Origin of the sequence: Sphingopyxis sp., from assembly GCF_050916055.1 — a bacterium.
GTDB lineage: Bacteria > Pseudomonadota > Alphaproteobacteria > Sphingomonadales > Sphingomonadaceae > Sphingopyxis.
The window spans coordinates 3,587,640-3,601,232 of the sequence record NZ_CP051527.1 but is presented as its reverse complement, the minus strand read 5'-3'; the positions used below and the strand labels follow the sequence as shown (position 1 = coordinate 3,601,232).

Genomic DNA, 13,593 nt, shown 5'->3' with positions numbered 1-13,593 from the left:
CTCCCCGCCCCGCTTATCAGCGTCGGCGATGGCGGGCATTCGCGACACGATCGACACGAAAAAATCGCGCCTGCCGCAGGTCGGCCGCCGGACGCTGCTGGTCGGCGCCACGGCGGCAGGCGGGCTGGCGATCGCGTGGAACCTGTGGCCGCGCGACTATCAGCCGAACCTCGCCGCCGCGCCCGACGAGCATGTCTTCAACGCCTTTTTGAAGATCGGCGACGACGGGCATATCAGCGCCGTCGTGCCGCAGTGCGAGATGGGCCAGGGCGTCACCACCCTGCTCCCCCAGATCATGGCCGACGAGCTGGGCGCCGACTGGCGGACGATCGCGGTCGAGACCGCGCCGATCAGCCCGCTCTATACCAACACGCTGCTGGTCGACGACGATAGCGCGGTGTTCACCCCGCGCGCCGGGGTGCCCGACTTCGTCGCCGACGTGCGTAGCTGGGCGCGCCGCGAATGGGCGGTGCGCCACGCGGTGATGCTGACCGCGAACAGTTCGTCGGTGCGGATGTTCGAAGGACCGTGCCGCGCCGCGGCGGCGCAGGCGCGCGCGCTGCTGATGATGGCGGCGGCGCGGCGCTGGGACGCCGACTGGGAAGAATGCGACACGCAGGACGGTTTCGTCACCCTGGGCAATCGCAAGCTGAGTTTTGGCGAGCTTGCCGCCGCCGCGGCGCTGCTCGAACCGCCCGCCGTGCCGGTCTATCGCGCCTCGAGCGCCGACCCGCTCTATGGCAAGGAACTGACGCGGCTCGACCTGCCGGCCAAGGTCGATGGATCGGCCAATTTCGCAGGCGACATCCGCCTGCCCGACATGGTGTTCGCGGCGATCCGCCAGGGGCCGCTGGGCGCGACGCGGCTGAAAAGCATCGATCGCAAGGCGGGGCTCGCTGCGCCGGGCCTACTCCATGTCGTCCACAACGACCGCTGGGTCGCGGCGGTCGCACGCAACTGGTGGGCGGCCAATCGCGCCCTCGACCGCTTTGCGCCGGTGTTCGAAACCGCAGGGGAGCCGATCTCGATCGCGCGGATCGACGCGGCGCTGAAAACGGCGCTGAACGGCGAAGGCTATCGCATCGCAGAGCGCGGCGAGGTCGCCGAAGCGATGGCGGGGCGCGCGCAGGTGACCGCCGATTATGCCGTCGCCCCGGCGCTGCACGCGGCGATCGAGACGCGCACCGCGACCGCCGCGATCGACGGCGAGCGGCTGCGCGTGTGGGTCGCGACGCAGGCGCCGGCGCAGTGCCGCGATGCGGTGGCGGCGGCGACCGGGCTGGCGCCGGGCCAGGTCACACTGTTCCCGATGATGGCCGGGGGATCGTTCGACGCCTGCCTGGACCATAGCGTCGCGGTGCAGGCGGCGATCATCGCGCGGCAGGTGAAGCGCCCGGTCCAGCTCGCCTGGTCGCGCGCCGAGGAGATCATGCGCCTGCCGCCGCGCGCGCCGGCGCGGGCGCGGCTGACCGCGACGCTCAACGTCGCGGGCGGGATCGACGCGCTGGTTACCCGCATCGCGGTGCCGCCGACGAACCACGAGGTGCGCGACCGCCTGTTTGGCGGCGCTACGGCCGACGCCGCGCAGCGCGCCGCGGTCGGCAAATCCGACGCCGCGGCGGTCGAGGGCGCCGCGACGCGCTATGCCATTCCGCACAGCGCGGTCGATCATTGCCCCGCCGACATCGGGCTGCCGACCGGGCGCTGGCGCGGCAATGCCGACAGCTACACCGCCTTTTTCACCGAATGCTTCATCGACGAGCTGGCGACCCGCGCCGGGTCCGACGCGCTGTCCTATCGCATGGCGATGCTCGGCGACGCGCCGCTGCTCGCGCGCTGCCTGCTCACCGCGACCAGCCTCGGCGGCTGGGAGGGCGGCTTGTCGGGAAGCGCACAGGGGCTGGCGTGCCATTCGATGCGCGGCAGCCACATCGCGCTGATGGCGACCGCGCGGCCGAGCGACAAGGGCTTGCAGGTCGAGCAGCTAATCGCGGTCGTCGATGCCGGGCGCCTCGTCAATCCGGCGATCGCGCGGCAGCAGGTCGAGGGTGGGCTGATCTTCGGGCTGGCCGCCGCGGTCGGCGCGACGACCGATTATGACGGCGGCGTCGCGACCGCGCGCAAGCTCGGCCAGCTCGGCCTGCCGCGCCTCGCGCAATGCCCGCGCATCCTGGTCGAGTTCGTCGACAGCGACCGCGACCCCGGCGGGCTCGGCGAAATCGGCGTCCCCGCCGTCGCCCCCGCGATCGCCAATGCAATGTTCGCCGCGACCGGCCGCCGCATCCGCCGCATCCCGCTGTCGGGCGATCCGCTATGATGACGGTGCCGCCCGATCATCCGCCGGTCGCCGCGCCGCGCATCGGGGTGCTGCTCGTCAACCTCGGCACTCCCGACGCGCCCGATGCGACGTCGGTGCGCCGCTACCTCGCCGAATTCCTGTCCGACCGCCGTGTCGTCGAGATTCCGCAGATCCTGTGGCAGCCGATCCTGCGCGGCATCATCCTGACGACGCGGCCGAAAAAATCCGCCCATGCCTATGCGCAGGTGTGGACCGACGCGGGGTCGCCGCTCGCCACGATCACCCAGCGCCAGGCCGCGGCGATGCAGGCGGCGTTCGGGGACACCGCGCAGGTCGCCTATGCGATGCGATACGGCAAGCCGGCGATCGGCCCGGCGATCGACGCGCTGATGGCGGCGGGATGCCGCCGCATCCTGATCGCGCCGCTCTATCCGCAATATTGCGCCGCGACGACGGCTACGGTCACCGATGCGGTCGGCGCGCATCTGGCGTCGCTGCGCTGGCAGCCGGCGCTGCGGACGCTGCCCCCCTATGCCGACGACCCGCTTTACATCGACGCGTTAAAAGCGGCGGTGGAAGCGGGGCTCGCGGGGCTCGAATTCGCGCCCGACGTCCTGCTCGCAAGCTTTCACGGCATGCCCGAGCGCACGTTGCAGCTGGGCGACCCCTATCATTGCCAGTGCCGCAAGACGGCGCGGTTGCTGTCCGAAGCGCTCGGCCGTCCGGTCGAGGTTGCGTTTCAGTCGCGCTTCGGCCGCGCCAAATGGCTCGAACCCGCGACCGACACGGTCCTTGAAGAGCTCGGCCGCGCAGGCGAGAGCGTCGCGATCTTCGCCCCCGGTTTCGCCGCCGACTGCCTCGAAACGCTCGAGGAACTGGCGATCCGCGGTAAGGAACAATTTACAGCGGCGGGCGGGCAACGCTTCGCTTACCTGCCGTGCCTGAACGACGGCGCCCCCGGCACCGCGATGCTCGCCGCGCTGCTGCGCCGCGAACTCGCCGGATGGCTTTGATTTTCCGACGCTTACTTCCTGTTTAGGTCCTTGCGCTAAGCTGATGCGACGCAGGTCCGGCGATGGGCCCGACCCAGCTGTTCGAAAAGGCATCCGATGAGCGATCTCCAATCTGCAGCGCTGACGCTGGCGGCGGCGACCGCGGGGTTCCTGCTCATCTTGCTTCTCGTCTGGTGGATGCGCCGGCCGCGTCCCGAAGCGGCGCTGCCCAAGGCGCCGAAGGCAGCGAAACTCGCGGGCGAGAGCCGGTTTCCGGCGTTTCAGCGCAAGTCGCGCGAGGTCGAGCCCGAGATCGAGATGGCACCGTCGCGACTGGCACGGATCAGCGCAAAGGCGCCGCTCGAATCGTTGACCGACCTTGGAGCCGACACCTTGTTGCCGCCCCCGCCCGCCCCCGTTGCCGACCCCGCCGCCGCATCGCCGCCGGACGAGATCGACACGCTGGCGCAGCGGATCGAATCGGCGGTGGCCGAGGTGGAGCAGCAGGCCGACCGGATCGAACAAGCCGGCGCGCTGCCCGTCGCGGTGCGCCTGGTCCCGCAAATCCCGCCGCGCACCGACGTCGCCGCGACGAGCTGGTTCGGCGGCCACCCGCGCCTCGACGCCGATGCCGAGTGGCCGCGGATTCGCGAAACCCCGGCGGTGTTCCTCGCACAGATTGGCTGCGACGAGCTGCCCGCCGGGCTGTGGGACGGGCTCGGCCCGCGACGCGGCGCCTTTGCCCTGTTCGCGCACCCGCACGACAGCGACGTGCTGCTGGTTCCGGTTTTCGCGCCGGGCGAGCCAATGGCGCCGCCCCGCGCCTATGACGATGCCGAGCTATGGTTCACGCCGCGCGATGCGTTGCGCACAGGCGACCTCAAGCCCTTCGCGTATCCGGGGCTGCCGCAATGGCCGCTCGATCTGATCGAAGTCCGCCCCGGCGATGCCGACCCGGCCGATTCGGAGGCAGCCGACGAAGCCGCCGAGCCCGACCGGCATGGCTACGACATCGCCGCGCCCGAATGGCACCCGTTCGACTGGGACCTGATGCTCGCGCTCGCCGAAATATTGGCGATGCGGATCGAACATTTCTGGCGCGACGTCGATGGGCCGTCTCCCGCCGCGGTGCAGCACGCTCATGTCGAACGCCGGCTTGCCGATCTCGACGCTGGCGGTGTCGATCCCGACGACCGCGAGACGCTGGAGAATATGCGCCTGTCGCTCGGCGAACTGATCGAGGCGAGCGAAGCCGCCGCCGCGACCAACCGCGCCGCGCGCACCCGCGCCGAAGAGATTATCGCGATCGTCCGCGACAGCGCGCGGCGCAGCGAATTTTCCGCCGACGATGCCGCGGCGGTGATGGAAGCGCTGCACGCGGTCCGCTGGACCCGCGTCAACCGCCAGCCCGACCCCGAAGGCCGCCCCGGACGCGAGCGGATCGAAAGCCTGACGCTGCCGCTGACCGAACATCATCCGCGGGCACCGCTGTGGGTCCATGATTACCGCAGCGTCTGGTTCGACCGCGCCCGCCACGCCTATGCCGCCGAGCCCGACGCGCTGCCCGCCGCGGCGCGCGCGCAGCTTGAATCGCAGTTCACGGCGCGCGTCGCCGCAGACGTGGCCAGCATCGGGCATCTTCCCACTGAATATGTCCATGGCTTCGACGAAGAGGCCGAAGCGACGATCCTCGAGCTGCCATCGAGCGACCTCGTCGGCTGGCGGTTCGGCGACGGCCACCATCTGGTCGTCACGCTGCGCAAGGCCGACATCGCCGCCGGCCGCTGGGACAAGGCGCGCGCGCGCATCGGCAACTGACCCCGCCAACCTCCCGAATAGCTTTGCAATTGACGTTCCGGTCAACTTGCTAGTCGCGGCGCGGCGCCCTAGTCAGGAAAAAACACCAGATCGAAACACTCTGTGGGAGAGCTGACTAAATGGCACGGATCGCAATCGTCACCGGCGGCAGTCGCGGCATCGGGGAAGCGATTTCCCTGAAACTGAAGGAACAGGGCGTCACCGTCGTCGCCAACTATGCCGGCAACGACGAAAAGGCCCGCGCCTTCACCGAACGCACCGGCATCGCGGCGCGCAAATGGGACGTTGGCGACCATCAGGCGTGCCTCGACAATTGCGCCGCGATCGCCGCGGAATTCGGCCCCGTCGACATCGTCGTCAACAACGCCGGCATCACCCGCGACGGCACGCTCGCCCGCATGAGCTATGACGACTGGGACGATGTCATGCGCGTCAACCTTGGCGGTTGTTTCAACATGGCGAAGGCGACCTTTGGCGGCATGGTCGAGCGCGGCTGGGGCCGCATCGTCAACATCGGGTCGATCAACGGCCAGGCGGGCCAGTACGGCCAGGTCAATTACGCCGCCGCCAAATCGGGCATCCACGGCTTTACCAAGGCGCTGGCACAGGAAGGCGCCAAGAAGGGCGTCACGGTCAATGCGATCGCACCGGGCTATATCGACACCGACATGGTCGCCGCGGTCCCCGCCCCGGTGCTGGAAAAGATCGTCGCCAAGATCCCGGTCGGGCGGCTGGGCCAAGCCGACGAGATCGCGCGCGGCGTCGCGTTCCTGTGCAGCGAGGATGCGGGGTTCGTGACCGGATCGACGATGTCGATCAACGGCGGGCAGCATATGTACTAAGCGAGGGGGAACGCTCGCTTCCCGTTCGTGTCGAGCGAAGTCGAGACACCCATCGGGGCGGCGGCAGGCCGAGAGGCATCTCGACTTCGCTCGATGCGACCGGATATTCGAATGACCGATCGAGCCGCTCCCTTCAATCCCCCTGTCAAACGCTCGGTCACCATCGCCGGCCACCCGACCTCGATCAGCCTCGAGCCGATGTTCTGGGACGCGCTGGAGGCCGAGGCGGCGCGGCAGGCGCTGCCCGTCAACGCGCTGGTGGCACGGATCGACGTCGAGAGGATGGAAGCGGACGATCCGCCGAACCTGACCTCGGCGATCCGGCAATGGTTGTGGCGGGGGCGGAGCTAATCCTCCCTGTGGCGAAGCCATGGGGAGGTGGCAGCGCGAAGCGCTGACGGAGGGGCTTTGGCGCGACCGTTAGTGCCCCTCCACCATCCGCTTCGCGGACGGTCCCCCTCCCCATCGCTGCGCGACAGGGAGGATCAGGCAACAATAGCCCGCGCGACCGCGCTCCCGAACGCAGCGCCCTTGTCGGCGGCGAAATGCAGGAACAGCGAGGGCTCGATCAGTTCGAGTTCCATGATGTGCAATTTCCCCGCCGCATCACCGACCATGTCGACGCGGGCATAGACCGGCGGTGCGGGTGAGGCCGCCAACGCCGTGGTGGCCAGGGTTCGCGCTTCATCGCTCGCGTCGGACGCCGCCTCGCGGCCGCCGAACTGTTCCTGCACGCGAAAGTCACCCGCCGCGGGGCGCTTGACGATCGCGTGGCTCAACCGGCCGCCGAAGAAGAAGAGCGAATATTCGCCGTCGGCCAAAATGCCCGGCATCAGCGGCTGGACGAGGCGGCGCCGGCCGAGCGCATCGGCGGGGAGCGGCGCGCCGGGCATGACGCGGTGGGTGCCGTCGGCGCCGCCCGAGATCGCGGGCTTCACCACCACCTCGTCGGCCCCCAGCGCCCTGCGCGCCTCGGACAATCCCGCCTCGTCAAGCGCGGCGACCTCGACCGTCGGCACCACCGCGACCCCCTTCGCCGCGAGCTCAGTTAGATACGCTTTGTCGCTGTTCCAGCGCAGCACCGGGACCGGATTGACCACCGGCAGCGCCTCGGCCTCGAGCCGGTCGAGCAGCGCATACCAGCACGCGACGTCGCGCTGATAGCCCCAGGCGAAGAGCGGCAGCACGAGGTCGAACCCCGACAGATCGCCGGGATTGCCCCACATCCGCTGCTCGACCGCGAGCCCGGCGCCCGCGAGCGCGGCGGCCTTGCGCGCGAAGGCCGGGTGCCAGTTTTCTTCGTAATCGGGCGCCGGGACGAGGATCGCGACGCGCGGCTGGTAGGGCATTACCGCCCCAGCAATCCGCGCGCCTGCCCGGCGATATGCGACAGCATCGCGCCATTGGGGTTCGGGATCGTCCGCGCCCGGTCGACCGTGGACCGGAATTGCACCACCCGCGGGGCATTGTCGGCGAGCCACCCGGTCACCGCGGCGTCGAGGTCGCCAGCGGGCAGCTGGCCCAGGAAGGTCAGCCGCATCTGCTGAAAATCACGGGCGAGGCTGTTGACCAGCAGGCGTTCCCAAGGATCGGCGGGGCTCATATGCGCCGCCAGCGTCTGCGCCCAGTCGAGCCCCAGCGCTTCGCCGAGATGGGTGAAGGCGCGCGTCACCGCGACTTCGTCGTCGCCGCGCCGTTCGGCGAGATCGACGATGCCGATCGCGCCGTCGGTCTTGAACAGGCGGACCACCGCCGACACCAGCGCATCGGGCGCGCCGGCTTCGAGCAGTTGCTGGCTGAGCATGTCCCACTGGCGGCGGACCGAGGGGCTGAGCAGGCTGTCGACCCCGGCGGTCAGGCGGTCGACCCCGGGTTCGAGCCGCGCGACGAGTGGCCCCGGCTGCGCCTGGCTCGGCGCGACGCGCAGCAGGTCGGCCATCTGCGAGGTCATCGCCGAGGCGGCCTGCGCGAACAGCGACAGGCGCACCGCTTCGTCGATCTTCGCGGCGTCGAGCGCGGACCAGATGTCGCGCATGCCGAGCAGCCGCTCGACCGCGACGAACGCCGCGGCGACGTCGCCGAGCGCGCAGCCTTCCTCTTCGACCAGTTCGAACGGATGGACAACGCCCATGCGGTTGACGATGCGGTTGGCGAGCTTGGTCGCGATGATTTCGCGGCGCAGCTGATGGTCGGCGATCGCACCGGCAAAGTCGCGCTGCATCTCGGCCGGGAAGGCGGCGGCGAGGTCGCTCGCCAGCGCCGGGTCGTCGGCGAGGTCGCTATGCTCGATCGCGTCCTGCAGCGCGAGCTTCGCGGTCGAGAGCAACACCGCGAGTTCGGGCCGCGTCAGCCCGCGGCCTTCGGCAGCGCGGCGGAGCAGTTCGTCGTTCGCGGCCAGCCCCTCGACCTTGCGGTCGAGCCGGCCGCTGCCCTCGAACGTCTCCATGATCCGCACCAGCGACGGCACCGCTTGCGATCCCCCCTTTTCGGCGATCGACAGCGCCAGCGCCTGAAGGCGGTTGTCCTCGAGCACCAGCGCCGCGACATCGTCGGTCATCCGCACGAGCAGCGCGTCGCGATCGGCCTGCGCCAGGCGGCCCTCGGCCATTTCGCGGTTCAAGGCGATCTTGATGTTGACCTCGTTATCCGAGCAATCGACCCCGGCGCTGTTGTCGATGAAGTCGGTGTTGATCCGCCCGCCCTGCGCCGAAAAGGCGATGCGCGCCGCCTGGGTGACGCCGAGGTTCGCGCCCTCGCCGATCGCCTTGACGCGCAGATCCTCGGCATCGACGCGCAGCGCGTCGTTGGCGGGATCGCCGACCTCGGCATTGTTCTGCGCCGCCGCCTTCACATAGGTGCCGATGCCGCCGAACCACAGCAGGTCGGCGGGCGCCTTGAGGATCGCAGAGATCAGCCCGCCCGGATCGATCTCGTCGACCGTCAGGCCGAGCATCGCCTTGACCTCGGGGGTCAGCGCGATGCTTTTCTGACTGCGCGGAAAAACCCCGCCGCCCTTCGAGATCATCTTCTTGTCATAATCTTCCCAACTCGAGCGCGGCAGCGCGAACATGCGGTCGCGCTCCTTCCAGCTTTTCGCCTGATCGGGGCTGGGATCGAGGAAGATGTGGCGATGGTCGAACGCGGCGACGAGCTGGATCGCCTTCGACAGCAGCATGCCGTTGCCGAAGACGTCGCCCGACATATCGCCGCAGCCGACGACGCGGATCGCGTCGCTCTGCACATCGACGCCCATTTCGGCGAAATGGCGCTGGACCGAAACCCACGCGCCCTTCGCGGTGATTCCCATCGCCTTGTGGTCATAGCCCTTCGACCCGCCGCTCGCGAAAGCGTCGCCGAGCCAGAAGTCGCGCTCCATCGCAAGGCCGTTGGCAACGTCGGAGAAGGTCGCGGTGCCCTTGTCGGCGGCGACGACGAAATAGGGATCCTCGCCGTCGCGGATCACGACGCCCTTCGGATGCACGACCTTGTTGCCGACGCGATTGTCGGTGATCGACAGCAGCGAGCGGATGAAGATGCGATAGCATTCGGTGCCCTCGGCGAACCAGGCATCGCGATCGAGCGAAGCGTCGGGCAGGGCTTTGGGATAAAAGCCGCCCTTGGCGCCAGTCGGTACGATGACGGCGTTCTTAACCCGCTGCGCCTTCATGAGGCCGAGGATCTCGGTGCGGAAGTCGTCACGGCGGTCGGACCAGCGCAGCCCGCCGCGCGCGACCGGGCCGGCGCGCAAATGGATGCCCTCGACGCGCGGGCTGTACACCCACACTTCGCGCCACGGCAGCGGCTTCGGCAGGCCGGGGATCAGGCTCGAATCGATCTTGAACGCCAGCGCCTCGGCGGCGGCGGGCGCAAAGGCGTTGGTGCGCAGCGTCGCGCCGATGACGGCGTGGAACAGGCGCAAAATCCGGTCGTCGTCGATCGACTTGATGGCGGCGAAGCCCGCCTGGATTTCGGCATCGAGCGCCGCGGCGCGCGCCGCGTCGTGCTGTTGGGGATCGTGGAGCGCGGCGAAGCGCTCGATCAGCGCTGCGGTCAGCTGGGGGGCGTGGCGCAGCGCGGCGACGACGGTATCCATGCCATAGCTCGACCCGCCCTGGCGCATGTAGCGGAACCACGCGCGCAGCCACACGATCGCCTTCGGATCGGTCTGGGTGACGATGACCAGTTCGTTGAAGGCGTCATTTTCCGCCGCGCCGTCGAGGACCGCGGCAATCGCGCCCTCGATGACGCCGACGTGCGGCAGCAAGGCGGTCTCGTCGACATTGGCGGGAACCCGAAGCGTGAAGTCGTGAATGACGATCGGCGGTTCGGCGTCGTCGTCATCGAGGCCCGGCACCCGGCCGGTCGCCAGCGTCGTCGGAATCTCCTCAAGCACCTCGAACCCGAAATGTTCGAGCGCCGGGACGACGGCGGACAGCGCCAGCGGCCCGGCCGCGCTATAGACTTTCAGGCGCAGGCGGTCGTCGCCGTCGAGGCTTTTCTTCGCCAGCCGGACGCTACGCGGCTGTTCGGCGTCGAGGTCGCGCAGGCGCAAAATGTCGCGCGCCGCCTCTTCGGGATTATAGAGGTTGCGATAATTGGCGGGAAACAGCGGCGCAAAGCGCGACGCCAGTGCCGCGGCGCGCCCGGCGTCGCCGCGCTGCGCCAGTGCCGCCTCGACCTCGGGCTGCCAGCCGCGCACCATCTGTTCGAGCTGGGCGTTGAGCGCCGCAGAATCGGGCACGACGCCGCCGCTGCGCAGGTCCAGCGTGTAGCGCAGCAGCGCCGCGCCCCCGTCTTCGAGCACCATCGTCCAGCCGATCACCCCGGCGCGCGCCTCGCGCGCAAGCAAGGATTCGACCGCAAGCCGGCGCCCCGTCGACACCTCGTCGCGCGGCAGCCAGACGAAGGCGAACAGGTGGCGACCGAGCGCGCTGCGCACCGTCACCAGTTTCGGCCGCGGCCGGTCGGTGATCGACATCGAGGTCAGCACCAGCTCTTCGAGCGCCTCGGCGTTGAAGGCGATCAGCAGATCGTGCGGCAGCGCGGTGAGCGCGTGGGCGAGCGCCTTGCCGGCATGGCCGGCGGGGTCGAAGCCGAATTTGGTCATCAGCGCCGCCAGCTGCGCGCGCAGCACCGGCACCTTGTCGGGGCGCGCCGACAGCGCCGCGCTGGTCCACAGCCCGGCATGAATCGACAGCCGTTCGACCTTGCGGCCCTTCATTTCGGGGACGATCGCAAGGTCGAGCAGGACGCGGCGGTGCACCGCCGACAGACGGTTCGACTTGATCAGCAGCGGCGCCTGACCGCCCCCGTCGAACCAGGCGAAGGCGGCGTCGAGTGCGCCGGGCGACAAGAGGTCGTTGGTGCCCGAGGCACAGACGCCGAGCTGGTCATGCGCGCGGCCGTCGCGGCTGCGCCATTCGTGGCCGAGCTGGGTCAGCGCCCCGCCCTCGAACCAGCGGAGCAGTTCGGCGCCCTCGCCCTCGGCGCGCATCGCCGCATCGGCGAGCATTGCCGCGCGCATCGCGCGCCAGTCGGCAACCGCCGCGCGGACATCGCGCAGCGCCGCCTCGAGCGCGTCGAGCAGCCGCCGGCGCGCGCGCGCGTCGCCGCGTTCGAGTTCCATGTAAATCACCGATTCGCGGGCCGCGCCCGCCTTGCCGGCATCGACGCTTTCCAGCTTGCCCGCAGCGTCGCGATCGACCGACACCACGGGGTGCAGAATGCGATGGATGACGAGGCCCTGCGCGCCGACGATCTGCGACACCGAATCGACGAGGAAGGGCATGTCGTCGTTGACGACGACGAGGCGCATGCGGCGGTCGGTGCCGTCGGCCGCCATCGGTTCGAGCAGCAGCGACGGCGTCGCTTCGTCGCGAACCAGCGAAGCGCGCGCGGCGAACTCGCCCGCCGCGGCGAGCGCGGCCTTGTCGAGATCATCGCCCTCGCCGGGCAGCGCGCTGCCCTGCAGGGCGGCCTGATAGGCCTTGGCGATTTTAGCGGGCGCTTGCGGCGCCGAAGCGGTCTCGGCGTCGTCGGTGACAATCGTTTTCGAAGGCATAGGGTGCAGCATCCCGAACCAAAAAGGACTGGCCCGCCGGGGGGACGACGCGGCCCTGTAGCTGTCCGCCCCTATGCGCCTGTGCCGCGCGCGGTTCAACACCCCGCGAACAGTCGACGTAAAATTATTTCAACTTTGGGTTTGTCTGTTGCGTGGCCGCGACGAACGAACCGAATCTAGCCGCCCGGTGCGATCGCGATCGCCCTGGCCGCCAGCCGCGCGACGAGCCCCGCATCGTCGGCCGCCTTGGCGACGATGCCGACATGCCCGCCGGGCATCGCGCGCGCGATCAGGATGACGAATTCGGCGTCGCCGGCATCATGTTCGAGGATCACCGCCGGATGGGCGCGGCGCAGCGCGTCGAGCTTCGCTTCGGGCTTTTCGCCCGCTTCGCCCGCCGGCTTGCGGCGCGCGCGGACGTCCTTGACCAGACCCTTTAGGCCGCCGGCATAGCGATCGAGATAGGCCGGCAGCGCGCCGCGCCCGATCCCTTCCGCCTGCGCATGGCCGAGCACGCACGCATATTCGGCGAGCCGCGTCTTGTCGTAGGCGGCGCCGAAGACCAGCTTGACCACCGGCGTCATCGGGGCACGGTCCTGCGCCTTCAGTCCGGCGTCATCGAGCAGCGCGGCGAACGCTTCGGGTTGCGCTTCGGCGACGAGCGCGAAGTCCCACGCCTTGCCGACCGCCTGATAGAGTGCGCTGCGGCTGCGGCTGTCGGCGGCCAGCGCGCGTTCGGCGGTGTCGCGCGCCAGCGCCAGCCAGTCGGCCAGCTCGGCGTCGTCGCCCGGCTCGGCGGTGGCATCAGGCGCGACGTCGGGCGCGACAGCGCTGTCCTCATCGTCGCCGAGCGCGGCAAAACCCGGCGCCGGATCGTCGTCGAGATGCTGCGAGTCGGGGCCATCGGCCCACACCGGCACCGGCGCGGTCAGCGGCGCCGCGCTGCGCAGCGCCTGTTCGACCGACAGCTGCAATTCTTCGGCTTCGTCGGCGGGGGCGGCCTCCTTCCAGTTGATCACCCCCATGATAAAATCGATCGTGTCGTCATCGGACGAAAAGGGGAGCAGGATGCCGCGGTACATGATCGTCACGCCGCGATCGCTTTCGAATTCGGCCTCGAAGCCGATCGGCGCGCGATTGGCGATGATCTGGAGATAATGGTCGGTCAGCCGCGAGAGCAGCGAGCGGCCGGGGATCTGGTTGATATAATGGACATCCTCGTCGATCTGCGATTCGGCGCGCAGCCGATCGCCGATGTAGGCGATCGCCGGATTGTCGACCCCGGCGGTGAAATCGAGCAGCACCGCATGGGGGCCGAAATCGCCCGCAGCCTCGAGATTGAGGTCCTCGACCGAAGGATAGGCGCGGTCGGACAGCAGCGAGGCCCAGTAATTATAGGCGCGAACCTGCATCCGCCGTTCGTCGGTGCCGACGACCTGCGGCGCGTCGATCGCGCCATCGTCGTGGCCGTGGCTGCCCGAAAGCAGTCCGCGCATGCTGTCCATCATTCGTCCCCAGTCCTAAACATCGGTAAATCTTATGCACCGGGACTGGTAAAAGCGGCGTAAACGATGGTGTCGG

Annotated in this window: 8 protein-coding genes; 5 read left to right on the top strand and 3 right to left on the bottom strand. The window is 69.4% G+C overall.

Annotated features, from left to right (window positions below):
- Positions 1-28: 28 nt before the first annotated feature.
- From HEQ22_RS17590 to HEQ22_RS17570, 5 genes are all read left to right on the top strand, one after another.
- Positions 29-2,317, top strand: a complete 2,289-nt coding sequence (locus HEQ22_RS17590; RefSeq protein WP_432769120.1) for a xanthine dehydrogenase family protein molybdopterin-binding subunit — start codon at positions 29-31, stop codon at positions 2,315-2,317.
- Positions 2,317-3,312 (top strand): ferrochelatase, encoded by a 996-nt coding sequence (hemH, locus tag HEQ22_RS17585; protein ID WP_432770904.1) that lies wholly within the window; start codon positions 2,317-2,319, stop codon positions 3,310-3,312. The genes HEQ22_RS17590 and hemH overlap by 1 nt, the downstream gene beginning before the upstream one ends.
- 96 nt (positions 3,313-3,408) lie before the next feature.
- Positions 3,409-5,109 carry a DUF1963 domain-containing protein gene (locus tag HEQ22_RS17580; protein WP_432769119.1) on the top strand — a complete coding sequence of 567 codons (1,701 nt, stop codon included), beginning with the start codon at positions 3,409-3,411 and terminating at the stop codon, positions 5,107-5,109.
- A 119-nt stretch (positions 5,110-5,228) separates the two neighbouring features.
- Positions 5,229-5,951, top strand: a complete 723-nt coding sequence (phbB, locus tag HEQ22_RS17575; RefSeq protein WP_432769118.1) for an acetoacetyl-CoA reductase — start codon at positions 5,229-5,231, stop codon at positions 5,949-5,951.
- Positions 5,952-6,062: 111 nt separating this feature from the next.
- The gene (locus tag HEQ22_RS17570) at positions 6,063-6,302 is read left to right on the top strand and encodes a ribbon-helix-helix domain-containing protein (protein ID WP_432769117.1); all 240 of its coding nucleotides are present in this window, start codon (positions 6,063-6,065) and stop codon (positions 6,300-6,302) included.
- 134 nt (positions 6,303-6,436) lie between these two features.
- On the opposite strand, the gene HEQ22_RS17565 is transcribed toward HEQ22_RS17570, so the two are convergent.
- The 3 genes from HEQ22_RS17565 to HEQ22_RS17555 form a co-directional block, all read right to left on the bottom strand.
- Positions 6,437-7,300 carry an ATP-grasp domain-containing protein gene (locus HEQ22_RS17565; RefSeq protein WP_432769116.1) on the bottom strand — a complete coding sequence of 288 codons (864 nt, stop codon included), beginning with the start codon at positions 7,298-7,300 and terminating at the stop codon, positions 6,437-6,439.
- Complete coding sequence (locus HEQ22_RS17560) at positions 7,300-12,012, bottom strand: NAD-glutamate dehydrogenase (protein ID WP_432769115.1); 4,713 nt, start codon at positions 12,010-12,012, stop codon at positions 7,300-7,302. The genes HEQ22_RS17565 and HEQ22_RS17560 overlap by 1 nt, the downstream gene beginning before the upstream one ends.
- A 176-nt stretch (positions 12,013-12,188) precedes the next feature.
- Complete coding sequence (locus HEQ22_RS17555) at positions 12,189-13,517, bottom strand: PAS domain-containing protein (RefSeq protein WP_432770903.1); 1,329 nt, start codon at positions 13,515-13,517, stop codon at positions 12,189-12,191.
- Between the last annotated feature and the right edge of the window lie 76 nt (positions 13,518-13,593).

Bases quoted from the DNA above. Each gene is read 5' to 3' on its own strand.
- HEQ22_RS17590 (WP_432769120.1), top strand. From the start codon at position 29: ATGGCGGGCATTCGCGACACGATCGACACGAAAAAATCGCGCCTGCCG.
- hemH (WP_432770904.1), top strand. From the start codon at position 2,317: ATGACGGTGCCGCCCGATCATCCGCCGGTCGCCGCGCCGCGCATCGGG.
- HEQ22_RS17580 (WP_432769119.1), top strand. From the start codon at position 3,409: ATGAGCGATCTCCAATCTGCAGCGCTGACGCTGGCGGCGGCGACCGCG.
- phbB (WP_432769118.1), top strand. From the start codon at position 5,229: ATGGCACGGATCGCAATCGTCACCGGCGGCAGTCGCGGCATCGGGGAA.
- HEQ22_RS17570 (WP_432769117.1), top strand. From the start codon at position 6,063: ATGACCGATCGAGCCGCTCCCTTCAATCCCCCTGTCAAACGCTCGGTC.
- HEQ22_RS17565 (WP_432769116.1), bottom strand. From the start codon at position 7,300: ATGCCCTACCAGCCGCGCGTCGCGATCCTCGTCCCGGCGCCCGATTAC.
- HEQ22_RS17560 (WP_432769115.1), bottom strand. From the start codon at position 12,012: ATGCCTTCGAAAACGATTGTCACCGACGACGCCGAGACCGCTTCGGCG.
- HEQ22_RS17555 (WP_432770903.1), bottom strand. From the start codon at position 13,517: ATGGACAGCATGCGCGGACTGCTTTCGGGCAGCCACGGCCACGACGAT.